Annotated in this window: 14 protein-coding genes; 6 read left to right on the plus strand and 8 right to left on the minus strand. The window is 64.0% G+C overall.

Going from position 1 to position 14,551, the window contains the following annotated elements:
- The first annotated feature begins 105 nt into the window (after window positions 1-105).
- Window positions 106-2,316 carry an EAL domain-containing protein gene (locus FJ424_RS18715; protein WP_140654002.1) on the plus strand — a complete coding sequence of 737 codons (2,211 nt, stop codon included), beginning with the start codon at window positions 106-108 and terminating at the stop codon, window positions 2,314-2,316.
- 2 nt (window positions 2,317-2,318) lie between these two features.
- Here the strand turns inward: FJ424_RS18715 and FJ424_RS18720 are convergent, their stop codons facing one another.
- Window positions 2,319-3,275: a LysR substrate-binding domain-containing protein gene (locus FJ424_RS18720; RefSeq protein ID WP_140654004.1), complete on the minus strand. Its 957-nt coding sequence runs from the start codon at window positions 3,273-3,275 to the stop codon at window positions 2,319-2,321.
- Between the two features lie 239 nt (window positions 3,276-3,514).
- Here FJ424_RS18720 and FJ424_RS18725 point away from each other — a divergent pair, with 239 nt between their 5' ends.
- A complete protein-coding gene (locus tag FJ424_RS18725) occupies window positions 3,515-3,805 on the plus strand; it encodes a DUF1127 domain-containing protein (RefSeq protein WP_140643878.1) in 291 nt (96 codons plus the stop codon).
- A 349-nt stretch (window positions 3,806-4,154) separates the two neighbouring features.
- Here FJ424_RS18725 and FJ424_RS18730 read toward each other — a convergent pair whose 3' ends face one another.
- The 3 genes from FJ424_RS18730 to FJ424_RS18740 all read right to left on the minus strand — a co-directional run bounded on the left by FJ424_RS18730 (window position 4,155) and on the right by FJ424_RS18740 (window position 7,600).
- Window positions 4,155-5,183 carry a DUF937 domain-containing protein gene (locus FJ424_RS18730; protein WP_140654006.1) on the minus strand — a complete coding sequence of 343 codons (1,029 nt, stop codon included), beginning with the start codon at window positions 5,181-5,183 and terminating at the stop codon, window positions 4,155-4,157.
- A gap of 102 nt (window positions 5,184-5,285) precedes the next feature.
- A complete protein-coding gene (locus tag FJ424_RS18735; RefSeq protein ID WP_140643885.1) occupies window positions 5,286-6,659 on the minus strand; it encodes a glutamate--cysteine ligase in 1,374 nt (457 codons plus the stop codon).
- A 206-nt stretch (window positions 6,660-6,865) separates the two neighbouring features.
- Complete coding sequence (locus FJ424_RS18740; RefSeq protein WP_140654007.1) at window positions 6,866-7,600, minus strand: 16S rRNA (uracil(1498)-N(3))-methyltransferase; 735 nt, start codon at window positions 7,598-7,600, stop codon at window positions 6,866-6,868.
- Window positions 7,601-7,737: 137 nt separating this feature from the next.
- On the opposite strand from FJ424_RS18740, the gene FJ424_RS18745 reads away from it, so the two are divergent.
- Window positions 7,738-8,133 (plus strand): GFA family protein, encoded by a 396-nt coding sequence (locus FJ424_RS18745; RefSeq protein WP_140654009.1) that lies wholly within the window; start codon window positions 7,738-7,740, stop codon window positions 8,131-8,133.
- A 6-nt stretch (window positions 8,134-8,139) separates the two neighbouring features.
- On the opposite strand, the gene FJ424_RS18750 is transcribed toward FJ424_RS18745, so the two are convergent.
- Entirely contained in the window at window positions 8,140-8,775 is a 636-nt protein-coding gene (locus FJ424_RS18750; RefSeq protein WP_140654011.1) for a hypothetical protein, read from the minus strand.
- Between the two features lie 85 nt (window positions 8,776-8,860).
- Between FJ424_RS18750 and FJ424_RS18755 the strand changes: the two genes are divergently transcribed.
- Both FJ424_RS18755 and FJ424_RS34370 read left to right on the plus strand, forming a co-directional pair.
- Window positions 8,861-9,559 carry a type 1 glutamine amidotransferase gene (locus FJ424_RS18755; protein WP_140654012.1) on the plus strand — a complete coding sequence of 233 codons (699 nt, stop codon included), beginning with the start codon at window positions 8,861-8,863 and terminating at the stop codon, window positions 9,557-9,559.
- Between the two features lie 291 nt (window positions 9,560-9,850).
- Window positions 9,851-9,982: a hypothetical protein gene (locus tag FJ424_RS34370; RefSeq protein ID WP_263481599.1), complete on the plus strand. Its 132-nt coding sequence runs from the start codon at window positions 9,851-9,853 to the stop codon at window positions 9,980-9,982.
- Between the two features lie 44 nt (window positions 9,983-10,026).
- Here the strand turns inward: FJ424_RS34370 and FJ424_RS18765 are convergent, their stop codons facing one another.
- The 3 genes from FJ424_RS18765 to FJ424_RS18775 form a co-directional block, all read right to left on the minus strand.
- On the minus strand, window positions 10,027-10,794 hold the full coding sequence (locus FJ424_RS18765) for a metallophosphoesterase (protein ID WP_140654014.1): 768 nt from the start codon (window positions 10,792-10,794) through the stop codon (window positions 10,027-10,029).
- 113 nt (window positions 10,795-10,907) lie between these two features.
- Entirely contained in the window at window positions 10,908-12,044 is a 1,137-nt protein-coding gene (locus FJ424_RS18770) for an alpha-hydroxy acid oxidase (protein WP_140654016.1), read from the minus strand.
- 21 nt (window positions 12,045-12,065) lie between these two features.
- Window positions 12,066-12,869: an FCD domain-containing protein gene (locus tag FJ424_RS18775; RefSeq protein WP_140654017.1), complete on the minus strand. Its 804-nt coding sequence runs from the start codon at window positions 12,867-12,869 to the stop codon at window positions 12,066-12,068.
- 207 nt (window positions 12,870-13,076) lie between these two features.
- On the opposite strand from FJ424_RS18775, the gene FJ424_RS18780 reads away from it, so the two are divergent.
- On the plus strand, window positions 13,077-14,399 hold the full coding sequence (locus FJ424_RS18780) for a DUF3422 family protein (protein ID WP_140654019.1): 1,323 nt from the start codon (window positions 13,077-13,079) through the stop codon (window positions 14,397-14,399).
- Window positions 14,400-14,551 lie beyond the last annotated feature (152 nt).

Raw genomic sequence — 14,551 nt, forward strand, 5'->3', positions numbered from 1 at the left:
ACGCTTATCGGCCCGCGTCAAGCGCGGAGAAACCGCGCTGATATTATAACGCGATCTTAAGCCCGATTTGCTTTGACAGGCCCAGAAGAGCCGGCCGGGGACCTGATGAGCGTACGCCAAAACAGCAGCCCGTTGACCCGTCAGGTCACGCTGACCGTGCTGACGCTCGCCGCATTCGCTTTGGCCATCGTCGTAGGCTTCGGCTTCTACGCGGCCAGCCAGGCCGATGATGCCTCGCTCGTACGACAAAAGATGTTCATCGCCGATGGTTTGAAAGACCAGATTGCGTCTGTTCAGCGGGAGCAGGAAAGCGTTTCGGTCTGGGATGACGCGATCATCAATGTGAGGGCAGGTAACCAGACCTGGATCGAAGAGAATCTCAGTGTCTGGATGTACACCTATTACGGTCACAACCGGGTCTATATTCTCGACGCCGCCAATCATGCGATCCACGCCATGCGCGAGGGCAAGGTGGTCGAAGCTTCCGCCTATGGCGAGGACCAGCCCACGCTTCTTCCCATCATCGAAAAACTGCGTCGCATGCTGGCTGGGCCGCCGCAGACCGATGCGTACGGCCAGCCTGCGAAGATGATGGCCGGGGATCTGGTGTCGCTCGGCGGCAAGCCGGCGATCCTGAGTGTGATGCCGCTGGTGCCGAGCTCGGACAGGATCACCCAGGCGCGCGGCACCGAGTGCCTGCATGTGTCGGTCGAATTCATCAACGACGCGGTGATCGGCAAGATCGCCGGAAAGTACCTGCTTGATGGCGCGCGGCTGGTGCCTTTGTCACAGCCGGCTGGCCCAGCCGCCGTGCCGCTGGTCGATTCGCGCGGCGTCATCCTCGGCTATATCGGCTGGGACCAGCTGCGGCCCGGCCTTGCCTTGGTGCGCGAGATCGCTCCTGCCTTGGCGGTCGCGCTGCTGTTGGCGGGCGGCGTGCTGGTCTTCCTGTTGCGCAGGTTGCGTCGCGCCTCGGCCGCGCTGCAGACAAGTCAGGACCAGGCGCAGTATCTCGCCTTCCACGACACGCTCACCGGCCTCCCCAACCGGGCGCTGTTCGAGGACCGCTTGCGGCGCACGCTGCTGTTCGCCAGCCAGGACAGGACGCGCGTGGCGCTGCTTTACCTCGACCTCGATCGCTTCAAGCATATCAACGACACGCTTGGCCATCCGGCCGGCGACGAGCTCGTGCGCCAGACGGCGGCGCGGCTCAAGCACACGATCCGCGAAGTCGATACCGTTGCGCGACTCGGCGGCGACGAATTCGCCGTCATCCTGCTTGACGTTCCCGACGCCGGAAGCGCCGAGGACATCGCCGAAAGGCTGCTCTTGAAGCTGCGCGAGCCGTTCCGGCTGATCGACGACCAGGTCTTCGTCAGCGCGAGCGTCGGCATCGCGCTGTCGTCCGGATCGGACACCGACGCGGACGACCTGTTGCGCAAGGCCGACATCGCGCTTTACGAGGCCAAGAAGAACGGTCGTGGCCGCTACGAGCTGTTTGCTGGCGACATGGACGATCTCCTGTTGCGCAAGCGCAAGGTCGAATCCGAACTCCGCAAGGCGCTCGACGGCGAAGGTGGCATCAAGCTCGCCTATCAGCCGGTTTTCGCGGCCGACGGCCGCGGCATACTGGGGGCCGAAGCGCTGATCCGCTGGGGGCATGAAGTGCATGGTGCCTTGCCGGCCGCGCAATTCATCGCGATTGCCGAAGAGCGCGGCCTCATCGGTGAGCTCGGCAAATGGGTGCTGGGCGAAGCCTGCCGCTTCGCCGTCACGACCGAATTGCCGTGGATCGCCGTCAACATCTCTCCGATGCAGCTGCGTGACATCGGCTTTGCCGAAGAGGTCGCCGAGATCCTGAGCGAAACCGGGCTCGACCCGTCCCGCCTGCAGCTAGAGACCACCGAAAGCGTGTTGCTCGAGCACGATGACGCGATCGGCACGGTGATTGCCGCGCTGCGCCAGTCCGGCGTGCGCATCGTGCTCGACGATTTCGGCACCGGCTATTCCTCGCTGAGCTATCTGCGCCGCCAGGCGATCGACAAGCTGAAGATCGACCGCTCTTTTGTGCGTCTGCTCGACGAGGACGAAAGCGCCCGCGCAATCGTCAAGACGCTGATCGAGCTGGCGCTGGCGCTCAAGGTCGAGGTGACCGCTGAAGGCGTCGAGACCGACGTGCAAAAAGTCTTGCTGGTCGGCATGGGCTGCCACCAGTTGCAGGGCTATCTGCTGTCGCCGCCGCTGGAGCCCGGCCAATTGCTTGCGCTGCCGGGTGTTTCGTCCGCCGACCGGGAACTTTCGGCAGCTCGCGCCTGACTTTACCAGCCAGGCATGATCTGGTTCGCCTTGACCCGTTTCATCTTGGCGAAGGCGAGCGCGGCGAAGTCGAAGCTTCCCGTCTCCTCGCTGACCGGCACGGAAATGTTGTCGAGGCTCTCGGCGATGTGGCGGGCCAAGGCGTCGACGATTTCCGGCTGCGAGGTCTGGCCGCGCATGATGCCGATGCGGCAGTCCGGCAACTGGCCGAAGCCGTCGGCCTCGCCGAGCACGCGCATGCCTGGCCGGAGCGCGCATTCCGGCAGCACCGAGACCGCCAGGCCGGAAAGCACGGCCGCGGTGATCACCGTGGCCGAGAAGCTGGAGAACAGCACGCGGTACTCGCGGCTCTGCCTGTCGAGCACGTCGACCGCGGCGCGCCGCCAGATGCAGTTCGGCCGCCCGAACGCCATCGGCAGGGTTTCCTGCTCATGCGTGGCGTGGTTAGCCGAGGTGACCCACAACAGCGGCTCGCGCCGCACCACCTCCGACTGGCCGCGCGTGTCGTTGTGCGTCACCAGCGCCAGGTCGAGATTGCCGCGCTTGATGTGCTCGACCAGCCCCGGCGTCGGCTCGCAGACGACCGTCAGCTCGACGCGCGGGTTGGAGCGCGAGAAGCGCGCCATGATCTCGGGCAGGAAGCGGTCGGCGTAGTCGTCGGGTGTGCCGATGCGGATCGTGCCTTCCAGCCGCTGGTCGTCGAAGGCGGCCAAGGTCTCGCGGTTGAGGTGGATCAGCCGCCGCGCATAGGAAAGCAGCCTGTCGCCTTCCTCGGTCAGCTTGTTGGTGCGGCCGTCCTTTTCGAACAGCGGCTTGCCGATCCGCTCCTCCAGCCGCCGCATCTGCATCGACACCGCCGACTGCGTGCGGTGCACCCCCTCGGCCGCGCGGGTGAAGCTTCCCGTATCGGCGATCGAGATGAAGGTCTGCAACTGATCGAGGTCGAGCGGCGCTTTCATCGGTCCAACCTATCATTGATGTTGATGCTAGAGATTAAAAACATTCGTTGGATTAATCAATCGCGCGATGGCAAATTGGCATCGTCCACATGAAAGCAGTGCGTGTCGCCCAAAAGTGGCCCCCGGTTTTTGGCGGCAACGACATGCATCACGTCAATGAATGGAAACCGGAACGGCGCTTCTCCCAAGGCGCCGCTTGCCTGGTTTCGCCCGCTCGACTCCTGGAAGGAGAGACTGACATGACCACGATTGAATTCGCTTCCGAGACCCCGCGCATCACCACGCGTCCGGCCGTTGCGACGCGTGCGCTCAATGCTCTCGCCAACGCCTATGTCGCCTGGAAAAATCGCCGCGCATTCTATCGCCTGGGCGAGATGTCGGACGCCGAGCTTGCCGATATCGGCCTGACCCGCGCCGACCTCCATGTCGCCGTCGCCGTGCCCTTCGGCCGCGACCCGACGGTGAAGCTGCGCGCCATCGCCAGCGAGCGCGCCGACACGATCGAGGATCTCGCTCGTCAGGTAGCCTGAACGGCCGCGTTGCCTGGATTTCCGGTCGCGTTGAACCTTTTCACGGCTCGGCGCGACCAAGTCTCATGCAGGCTCCCACACTCCCTGCCGGTTCCCCGCCGGCCAGCCTGCACATTGCCCGGTTCCTCCTCCAGGACCGGGCATTTTTCTTTAGTTCGTCATTCTAGGGCGGAGCAAGGAGCGAAGCGACGCGCGCAGACCCTAGAATCCCATGCCGTGACGTTGATGTACTGTGCAGAATTCTGCTCCGCTGCACCCTTCGGCGAAGGTAACGGCATGGATCCTCGGGTCTACGCTCCGCTTCGCGTCGCTCCGCCCGTGGATGACAGCCTCGCCGTCGACGCGCTACCTAGCGCCGGTCCATGTCGCGTTTGAACTGATCGAAGATCGTCCCGACATTCTTTTCATATTCGTCGCGCTGCTGAGCACCGGTCTCGAACATCTTGCCGAAGATGTCGTCGAACGGGTTTCGCGGCCGGCCGCTCGGGTTGGTCTGCGGTTGTTGCGGCGCACTTTGCTGCGGCTGCGGCTGGGGCGCCGGTTGTCCCCCAGGCATGCCGAAACCGCCGCCGCCCTGGCGCAGCATCTCCTCGAAGATCTTGCCGAGCGGGTTGTCGCCATAGGGGCTTTGCGTCTGCTGTGGTTGAGTCTGCTGCGGCTGCTGCGTCGTGCCGCCGCCGAACATATCCTGCAGCACCTTGCCGAGCGGGTTTTCGCCGTACGGACTGGGCGCCTGCTGGGGCTGGTTTTGCGGCTGCGGCCCGCCGCCGAACATGTCCTGCAGCACTTTGCCGAGCGGGTTCTCCCCATAGGGATTGGGCGCGGGCTGCGGCGCCTGGCGTTGCTGCGGCGCCGGCGCAACGCCGCTTTGCCGCATCATCTCCTCGATGATCTCGCCGAGCGGATTGTTGCCGCCACCGAAACCGCCGGCGGCCTGCATCTGCCCCCCACTCAATTGATTGTTGGTCTGCTTGAACAGCCCGCCCATCATCATCGAGGCCAAGGCCGGCAGCATCTGCTGCAGCACCTGCTGGCTGAGGCCAGTCGCCTGCGCGGCCTGGCTCGCAACGGCGCGCGACAGGTCCTTCGAGCCGAACAGATGGCCGAGAATGCCGTTGCCCTCATCGATGCCTTGCGGTGAAAAGGCCCTCGTGGCGTCCTCGAAATACTTGGCGTGCTGGCCGCTTGCCATCGCCGTCATGAAGGCGCCCATCCCGTAGGGATCGGCGGTATTGCGCTGCAGCCCTTGCGAGAAGGCGGGCAGCAGCGCCTGCACCGCGGCCTGCGTCTGCTGCATCGAAAGCCCGTATTGCTGGGCCAGCGCCTGCATGCCGGCGCCGTTCTGGGCTTGGGCGAATATGTCGAACAAGGAAGGCATTGGCATCTCCTCCGAGAACATCCTCGTGGACGAAACCTAGTTCGTTTCCATTGCTGATTGAAGCGGCTTTCGTCGCGCCACCGTCACGCGGAACCCGGACGGTTAATAGGCATACTCCATGAACACCGGCTCGATCGAGCCGCCCCAGCGCGTGTGATAGGCCGACAGCATCTCCTCGGCGCTGGTCGTACCGCGCGCGACCACTTCGTCGAGTGTGTTGAGAAACGAGGTCTCGTCATAGCCATCGCGGTTCTTCTTGCCGCGGTTCTTGAGTCCCATGCGCGAGATGGCGAGCACGTCGCGGGCGACGTCGCGCAAGGTGGCATTGCGGAATGGCGCCGCAATGCCTTGCTCCGGCACGGCGTTGCGCATCGCCAGGGCTTCTTCGTAGGTCCAGCTCGCCGTCAGTGCCTCGGCGGCATCCAGCGCCTGCTCGTCATAGAGCAGCCCGACCCAGAAGGCGGGGAGGGCACAGATGCGCCGCCACGGGCCGCCGTCGGCGCCGCGCATTTCGAGGAAACGTTTCAAGCGCACGTCGGGAAACAGGGTCGAGAGATGGTTTGCCCAATCGCCCATCGTCGGCAGCCCGTCGGGAATCTCGTTGCGCGCGGCGCCTTCCATGAACTGGCGGAACGTGTAGCGCGTCATGTCGTGATAATGGCCGTCGCGGATGACGAAATACATCGGCACGTCGAGCGCCCATTCGACGTAGTCGGCGAAGCCGAAATCGGGCGAGAAGCAGAATTCGAGCATGCCGGAGCGCTGGTTGTCGGTATCGCGCCAGATGTCGCCGCGCCAGCTCTGCAGGCCGTTCGGCCGGCTCTCGGTGAAGGGCGAGTTGGCAAACAGCGCCGTCGACAGCGGCTGCAGCTTCAGCGACACCTGCATCTTGCGGCGCATGTCGGCTTCGCTCTCGAAGTCGAGGTTCACCTGGATCGTGCAGGTGCGGTACATCATGTCGAGGCCCTTGGTGCCGACCTTCGGCATGTAGCGGGTCATGATCTCGTAGCGCGACTTCGGCATTTTCGGCGTGTCGGCAAGCGACCATTTCGGGCTGCCGCCAAGGCCGAGGAAGCGGATACCCATCGGTTCGGCGATCTCGCGCACCTGCGCCAGATGCGCATTGCCCTCGCGACAGGTCTGGTGGATCGATTCCAGCGGCGCGCCGGAAAGTTCGAACTGGCCGCCGGGCTCCAGCGAGATTGCGCCCTGGCCGGTCGGCTCGACCAGGCCGATGATGCGGCCGGCATCCATGATCGGATCCCAGCCGAGCTTCTCCTGCATGCCTTCGAGGATGGCGCGGATGCCACGCTCGCCGCCATAGGGCACAGGCGCGTTGCCATCGACATAAAAGGGGAATTTTTCATGCTCCGTGCCGATGCGCCATTTGTCGCGCGGCTTGTTGCCGGCGGCCAGATAGCCGACCAGTTCGTCGATGCCTTCGATGGGCTGGGTATCGGTTGTGTCGCGCGCCATCTAGCCCCTCCGTGCGCATGATCTCCGAAAACCGGCACCGATTTCCGCTGGACGTCCTGCGCAAGACTTCAAATGCTACAGCGCCCTCTGCTCCTCGAAAAGGAGGCGCGGTGCTGCAGGGGCCGGACGGCCGCCGGCGCTAGATGGACGAAATGCCGGCAGCCGATCAAGCAAAAAATCCTGAGCCAGGCCTCAACAGGATTTGATCACCAGTCGCCGATCGTCGCCTGGATCGCGGCAAGCGCTGCCACCGCCGCCGTGTCGGCGCGCAGGATGCGCGGTCCGAGCGGAATGGCGGTGACGAAAGGCAAGGCCCTCAGCATCTTGCGCTCGTCGTCGGAAAATCCGCCCTCGGGTCCGACCAGAAGCGCAAGTTTCTTCTCACTTACCGCTTGCAAGGCCGGCAGCGGATTGTTGGTCGAGGCATCCTCGTCGCAGAAGATCAGCCGCCGTTCCTTGTCCCAATTGGCAAGCAGTCGTTCCAGCTTTTCCGCTTCGCGCACCTCCGGCACCGCCAGGATTCCGCATTGCTCGGCCGCCTCGACGACATTGGCGCGCAGCCGATCGATGCCGGGCTTTGCCACCTGCGTGTGCTGGGTGATGACCGGCTGCAACTCACCGGCCCCCATCTCGACGGCTTTTTGCACCAGGTAGTCGAGCCGGCCCTGCTTCAGCGGTGCAAAGCAATAGACGAGATCGGGCAGCGGCGGCTGCGGCCGCTGCAGCTCGAGCACCTTCAGCCGGACCGCCTTCTTGGACTTCGCGGCGATCGAAGCCGACCATTCGCCATCACGGCCGTTGAAAAGCAGGACCTCGGCGCCTTCGCCGAGCCGCAGCACGTGCGCCAGATAATGGCTCTGCTGCTGTCCGGCATCGAATTCGAGGCCGGGCCCGAGATCGTCCGGCACGAACAGGCGTTGCATCTTGTAATTGGCGCGCATGGCCGAGCAATGAGCGAGGCTCTCCCCGGCGTCAAGTCGTAGGGAAAGACGACACGCGAAGGTCGGAACACCAATGCCGGTTTGTCTTGCGATCATAGAAGCTGCGAGCCAGGAAATTGCGAGGGATCGAGGGATCAATGAGCAAGATTACACGTGGCAGTTGCCTATGCGGCGCCATTCAGTACGAGTTGCGTGGCGAATTGCGTCCGATCGTTGCCTGTCACTGCAACCAATGCAGGAAGGCCAGCGGTCATTTCGCGGCCGCCACCCAGGTCGAACAAGCGCAGGCGGCCATCGCGGGCGATACATTGCGTTGGTTCAAATCGTCGGAGCATGCCGAGCGGGGCTTCTGTTCCGTATGCGGCGGCAACCTGTTCTGGCGCCGATTCGGCAGTCCTTTCATATCTGTCTGGGCCGGGACCATCGACGGCAAGACAGGTCTTAAGATGGAACGCCAGCTCTATCCGGAATCGGCCGGTGACTATTACGATCTGCCGGCGGTGCCGATGGTGTCGCAATCGGATCTGAAATAACCGCGGTTAGCCCGCCCAGACGGGGCGATATCCGGCGCGGAGCACGGCGACGGTTGTCGGTGGCGTGATCATGATCGGATTGGCCAGTTCCGGCGCGTCCAGCCGGATCGGCGGTTGATAGCCGCCGAAGCTCCAGGGCAGGGCTGAACCATCAAGCAGCGCGTAGGATTTGTTGCCCACGGCGATCATGGTGCCGCCTGGCAGGCTGGCGAGCGATGCGGGATCGAGCCTTGCCCCTTGTCCGCCCGAGGCCAGCCGTTCCTTGTGCAGCCGCTTGTCGACCATCGGCGCGCGGGGGAGTTCAATGCCGAACGCTTCGCCGAAGCGGCTCACGAAATCGGTCGCCCGTTCGCGCCGGCAGAAGAAGCAGGGCCGATGGCCGGCGGCCAAAGCCGTCACCTCGTCGAGGAAGAAGAGCTCGGTCCAGCCGGCCTTGCCGCCAGGCCGATTGCGGCCCATCGGCTCGCGCCGGACATTGCGGAACTGGCAGACGCAGATGATCCAGGCCGGCAGGGCCCAGCGCTTCTTCAGAAGCGTCCTGGTCTCGGGGTCATGGATGATGCCGCGATTGCCGGTGAACAGGCCACGTTCCGGCACGGCGTGGATAGCGCCGAAGGGATCGACCCGGTTCTGCAGTGGCATAGCTTTCTCTCCGCTGCGCATCTTGGCTGAAACACGGGCCGCATGATATCGCTCGCCCCAGCATTTTCATGTCAGCAGGTTTTCGATGCGGGTTTTGGTCGTCCAGAATTTCGACAATGAGGGCCTTGGCCAGATCGGCGCGGCCCTTGTGGAAGCCGGCGCCGACATCGATCTGCGCAAGCCTTACCACGGCGAAGCGCTGCCGCAGGACAGCAGCGAGCATGACGCCATGGTGATGTTGGGCGGCGCCCAGAACGCGCTCGACGACGAGATCTGCCCCTACTTCCCTGCATTGCTCGACCTGACCCGCGATTTCGCTGACAAGGATCGTTCGGTGCTCGGCATCTGCCTTGGCAGCCAGCTTGTGGCGCGCGCCTTTGGCGGCGCCAACCAGATTGGCGGCGCCACCGAGTTCGGCTGGCATAAGGTGTCGCTGACGCCGGCCGCCAAATCGGACCCGGTCCTGGCGGCGCTTCCCGAGAAATTCCCGATCTTCGAATGGCATGACGACACGTTCGGCCTGCCGGAAAACGCCGTGCGGCTGGCCGGCAGCTCTGTCGCCGAAAACCAGGCCTTCCGCCTCGGCCGCGCCGTCTATGGCTTCCAGTTCCACTTCGAGGCGGATACGCCGATGGTGCGTGACTGGAGCACGTCCTTCGCTGCAATGATCGCCGAGCGCCATCCCGACTGGAACGACCGGCTCGACGACGAGCTCGCCCGCAATGGCGCCGACGCCGACGCTGCCGGGCTGGCAATTGCCCGCGCCTGGGTGGCCACGATCTGATCCGACCCCATACTTGCACGAGCGTGGCATAATTGGCACGCTTGCTGGTTTCCGCCTGGGGACAACATTCTTCTTTCTTGGTTTGTGTCCGGCCGCTCGCCTAAGAGGGCGCGCTTTGTATCGTCGGTGCAACCGCCATGAACCTTTTGTGTGATCCAGCCGACACACCGGCGATACAGAATCTGCTTAGAAGCGCGAAATCGTCGAAACATTGAGACGCATTTTATCGTTTCAACGCATTGGTAACCGCCTCGTGCCCAGATGCAGAAAGCTTAACCAGAGATGACGTCCGTGAAAGCAGCTCTCCTGTCTTTTGTCATGCTGTCTGCCATCGTGCTCTGCGGCCTGGGCATTTATGCCGCCGACGCAGCGACCAACCACCGGGCCGTCGACGGCTACGGCGTCACCGCCTCGCTGAACTAGATCCGGACAAAATCTGAGGCACGTCCGCGCCCGGGGGGTAGCGCCTAAAACGCTTTTCCCTGCACGGCGATGATGCGTTTGTCGCCGCCATCGATGGCGAGCGCGCTCAGCGTTCCGGATTTCCAGGCAAGCGTGTCGACATTGACGCGGTTGGCCCTGACCTCGGCCTCGGGTACCGGCGTGTGCCCATGCACGATCACTTTGGGAAAGAGACCGGGGTGGTCATGGAAGGCATCACGGATCCAGATCAGGTCCTGCTGGCTCTGACGGTCGAGCGGCACGCCCGGCCTTATCCCTGCATGGCAGAAGAAGAAGTCGCCGAAACTCACCGAAAAAGCCAGCGATTGCAGGAAGTCGACATGGCTGCGCGGCACCGCTTTCACCAGGGCCATATGTCCCCGCGCGATCGCTTCCGCCTTGCCGAACCAATGGCCGTCGCGCAGCAGATCCACGCCATAGGACTGCGCCGTCTGCACGCCGCCGTAATTCATGAACAGGCCGTCCGGCTCGGCATCGGCAAGGAATTCGAGCATGCCGATGTCGTGGTTGCCGGCGAGCATGATGTTGCGCGGATCGCGTTTCTGCGCCTCGATCAGGAAATCGATGACGCTTCTGGAATCCGGCCCGCGGTCGACATAGTCGCCGAGATGGATGATGCGCCAGTCGGACGCGGGCGCATATTCCAGTTCGCTCTCGATGCGCCGGTGCATGGCGGCGAGCAGGTCGTGCCGCCCATGCACATCGCCGATGGCGTAAAGCCGCATGCCTTCCGGCCCGCTTGCGTCGAGGTAGTGGATGCCGGTTTCGGTCAAGGAACCTGTCTTTTCGTGTTGGTCGCCGCGCGCAAGCTAGGACCAATCGATGAACAACGCCCTAGCGCTGCAGCTTATCCTTGCCATGTCCGCGATAAGGCGCTCGCCGCGCGCTAGCGCCGAAGCTGATCCTTGCCCATGTCGGTCACCAGCCGCTTGCCGCACAGCGCCAGCGTGATGTCCATTTCCTTGCGGATGATTTCGAGCGCCTTGGAGACGCCGTCCTTGCCCATCGCACCAAGACCGTAGAGGAAGGGCCGGCCGATATAGGTGCCCTTGGCGCCGAGGCAGAGCGCCTTGAGCACATCCTGGCCGGAGCGGATGCCGCCGTCCATATGGACTTCGATCTTGTCGCCGACCGCATCGACGATTTCTTCCAGCACCGAGATCGAGGAGGCGGCGCCGTCGAGCTGACGCCCGCCATGGTTGGAGACCACGATGGCATCGGCGCCGGTCTGCGCCGCCATCAAGGCGTCTTCCTTGTCCAGAATGCCTTTCAGGATCAGCTTGCCGCCCCAGCGTTCCTTGATCCAGTCGACATCCTTCCACGACAGCTGCGGGTCGAACTGCTCATTCGTCCAGGACGACAGCGAAGAGACGTCCCCGACGCCCTTGGCGTGGCCGACGATGTTGCGGAAGGTGCGGCGCGGTGTGCCGGCGATCCCCAGGCACCAGCGCGGCTTCAGCGCAAGGTCGATGATGTTGGCAAGCGTCATCTTGGGCGGTGCCGAAAGCCCGTTGCGGATATCCTTGTGGCGCTGTCCCAGGATTTGCAGGTCGAGCGTCAGCACCAGCGCCGAGCATTTCGCCGCCTTGGCCCTGTCGATCAGGTTGAGCACGAAATCCTTGTCACGCAGCACGTAGAGCTGGAACCAGAACGGCTTTTTGGTCACCGAGGCGACATCCTCGATCGAGCAGATGCTCATGGTCGATAGCGTGAACGGAACGCCGAACGCTTCCGCCGCCTGCGCCGCCAGCATCTCGCCATCGGCATGCTGCATGCCGGTAAGCCCGGTCGGGGCGAGCGCCACCGGCATCGCCACCTTCTCGCCGATCATGGTCGATTCCAGCGAGCGGTTGCTCATGTCGACCAGCACGCGCTGGCGGAACTTTATCTTGCCGAAATCCTCTTCGTTGGCCCGGTAGGTGCTCTCCGTCCATGCGCCGGAATCGGCGTAATCGAAGAACATCTTCGGCACCCTGCGGCGTGCCAGGTCCTTGAGGTCGGCGATGGTGAGGATTTCGCTCATGGTTGTCCCGCTAATCTGTGCTTAGGAGCGTTTTCGTGTGGGTTCGATGTCGCCGGCGTCCGAGCGCTGTCTGAGGCGCAGCCTGGACACGCGCTGCCAGTCGCCGCTGCGCTCGGCTTCCGCCATCGAGCGTTCGACATAGGTGATGTGGTCCATCGCCGCCTTGCGCGCCGCGACTGGGTCTGCCGCCTTGATCGCGGCGTGTATAGCCCGGTGCTGCTCGAGCAGTGCCTCGCGCGCGCCGGGCACGCCGAACACCAGAAGCCTGTTCTGGAACACGCCCTCGGAGAGCAGCCGGTAACAGGAGCGCAGCGTGTGCAGGAGGATGATGTTGTGCGCGCATTCGCACACCGCATGATGAAACTCGACGTCGATTTCCGCCTCGTCGTCGAAATCGCCGGTCCGGTGCGCCTCGTCCATGCGCGCCATGATGCCGTCGAGCAGGGCCAGATCCTCCGGCGTTGCCCGTCGCGCCGCATATTCGGCCGCTACCGCCTCGATCTCGCGCCGGTATTCCAGATAGTCCGTCACCGCCTTGCGGTGCGTGGAGATAAGGTCCGTCACCGGCTTGGTGAAGAGCTGGCCGATGACGTCGGCCACATGCGTGCCGCCGCCCGCCTTGGTCGTCAGCAGCCCACGGCCTTCCAGCGCCTTCAGCGCATCGCGCAGGATTGGCCGCGACACGTCGAACTGGCGTGCCAGCTCGCGCTCGCCGGGCAGCCGGTCGCCGGTGCGCAGCACGCCTTCGAGGATCAGGCTCTCGATCTGCTGCACCACCTCGTCGGCGGTGCGCGAATGTTCGATCCTGGAGAAAATGTCGCTCAAAGGGACGCCTGGAGAACGGGACGGAGATCGCCCAGATTAAAGCCTCTGTCACCAACTGGTCAAATTATTTATCCAATTTGTCCAGTTTGGTCGCAGAGTTCGCCGCGCGTCACGTTCCCCGGACGTCAATATTTGCTGTTTACGCGTCCCGCCGATTGCCGCAAGACGACCGGATTGCACGATGGGTCGAAACCAGGGGGACCAGCCGTGTCGGACGAGACGTCCAAACTCGAATTCCAGCCGCGCGCCCAAGGCAGCGTGATGGGCTTCCCGGCGCATGAGGGGCGACCTGGCGCGCTGGGCGAAGTCCATGCGCGCCCGCATCCGCTGATCGAGAAACCGCGGGTGCTGATCCAGCTTTCCTTCATGACCGAGGGCGGCGCCGCTGTCGACCATGCCGTGCTTTCGGAGCTGTCGCGGCGGCTGGGCATCGCCGCGCCCGAGCGCAATGCGCGTCACCATGCCATGAAATGGGGCAAGGGCACGCTGCGCTGGGAGCGGCATACGGAATTCTCGACCTATCTTTGGGAAGGGCCGCTGGCCGAAAACGGCCGGGCGCAGGAGGATTCGCCCTTCGGCAACGGTTTTTCGCCACCGGGCACCGTGATTTCGGGCATCCGCCTCGAAATCCGCAAATGGACGCAGACGAGCGAAAGACTGGTTGCCGGCTTCGACCCGACCAGCCTGTGCTATTCGCTGGTCGAGCGGGGCGCCGCCGCCATCATCACCGATTTCCGCCAGGACGGCGACGGCTTGACGCGCATGCTGGTGCTCGATCGCGGCCTGACGCCGGCCAGCACCGGCGCCTTGTCGCAGCGCCTGATCGACATCGAGACCTATCGCACGCTCGCCATGCTTGGCCTGCCGATGGCGTTGACGCTGTCCGGCCGCGCCCGTCGCATCGAGGACCGCCTGGCGCAGACCACGCTGGAAATGAAGGCGGTCGAAACCCGCGACAGCCAGACGCTGCTCGCCGATCTTACCGAACTTGCCGCGGAACTCGAGGCCGATGCAGCATCCAGCCTCTATCGTTTCGGCGCCAGCCGCGCCTATGACGGCATCGTCACCGAAAGGCTCAAAGCGCTGGATGAAGAGCCGGTGCAAGGCTACGACACCTGGGCGGGCTTCCTCTTGCGCCGCATGGCGCCGGCCATGCGCACCTGCCGCTCGGTCGAGGAGCGCCAGGCCAACCTGTCGCGAAAACTCACCCGCGCCACCACGCTGCTGCGCACCTGGGTGGATGTCGAGGTGGAGAAGCAGAACCGCGACCTGCTCGCCTCGATGAACAACCGCGCCCGGCTGCAATTGCGCCTGCAGCAGACGGTCGAAGGCCTGTCGGTGGCCGCCGTGTCCTATTATGTCGTCGGGCTCATCGGCTATGTCGCCAAGGGCGCCTCGATCTTCGGGCACGCTTTCGCGCCCGAAGTCGTCACTGCCGCCTCCGTGCCGGTCGCCATCCTGCTTGTATGGTGGGGCGTGCGCCGCGTACGCAAGATGCATTCGGAGCCGGCGAAGCATCCGGGCGAATAAGCGGCCAAGCTTCATCTAGCGCGACCCGGGCCGCAGCGGCAGATTGCCGCTGCGGAAGCTTGCGGTTACGCTTGGCGTGGAGCGCGACCAAAGCAGCGTTTGCAACGGATGCGCCAGGCTGGTAAAAGATTTTGACCAGTCAAAGCCAGATG

It is taken from the genome of Mesorhizobium sp. B3-1-8 (assembly GCF_006439495.1).
Lineage (GTDB): Bacteria > Pseudomonadota > Alphaproteobacteria > Rhizobiales > Rhizobiaceae > Mesorhizobium.

What these genes read in the sequence shown, in the direction of transcription:
- FJ424_RS18715 (WP_140654002.1), top strand. Translation starts at nt 106, where the DNA reads ATGAGCGTACGCCAAAACAGCAGCCCGTTGACCCGTCAGGTCACGCTG.
- FJ424_RS18720 (WP_140654004.1), bottom strand. Translation starts at nt 3,275, where the DNA reads ATGAAAGCGCCGCTCGACCTCGATCAGTTGCAGACCTTCATCTCGATC.
- FJ424_RS18725 (WP_140643878.1), top strand. Translation starts at nt 3,515, where the DNA reads ATGACCACGATTGAATTCGCTTCCGAGACCCCGCGCATCACCACGCGT.
- FJ424_RS18730 (WP_140654006.1), bottom strand. Translation starts at nt 5,183, where the DNA reads ATGCCTTCCTTGTTCGACATATTCGCCCAAGCCCAGAACGGCGCCGGC.
- FJ424_RS18735 (WP_140643885.1), bottom strand. Translation starts at nt 6,659, where the DNA reads ATGGCGCGCGACACAACCGATACCCAGCCCATCGAAGGCATCGACGAA.
- FJ424_RS18740 (WP_140654007.1), bottom strand. Translation starts at nt 7,600, where the DNA reads ATGCGCGCCAATTACAAGATGCAACGCCTGTTCGTGCCGGACGATCTC.
- FJ424_RS18745 (WP_140654009.1), top strand. Translation starts at nt 7,738, where the DNA reads ATGAGCAAGATTACACGTGGCAGTTGCCTATGCGGCGCCATTCAGTAC.
- FJ424_RS18750 (WP_140654011.1), bottom strand. Translation starts at nt 8,775, where the DNA reads ATGCCACTGCAGAACCGGGTCGATCCCTTCGGCGCTATCCACGCCGTG.
- FJ424_RS18755 (WP_140654012.1), top strand. Translation starts at nt 8,861, where the DNA reads ATGCGGGTTTTGGTCGTCCAGAATTTCGACAATGAGGGCCTTGGCCAG.
- FJ424_RS18770 (WP_140654016.1), bottom strand. Translation starts at nt 12,044, where the DNA reads ATGAGCGAAATCCTCACCATCGCCGACCTCAAGGACCTGGCACGCCGC.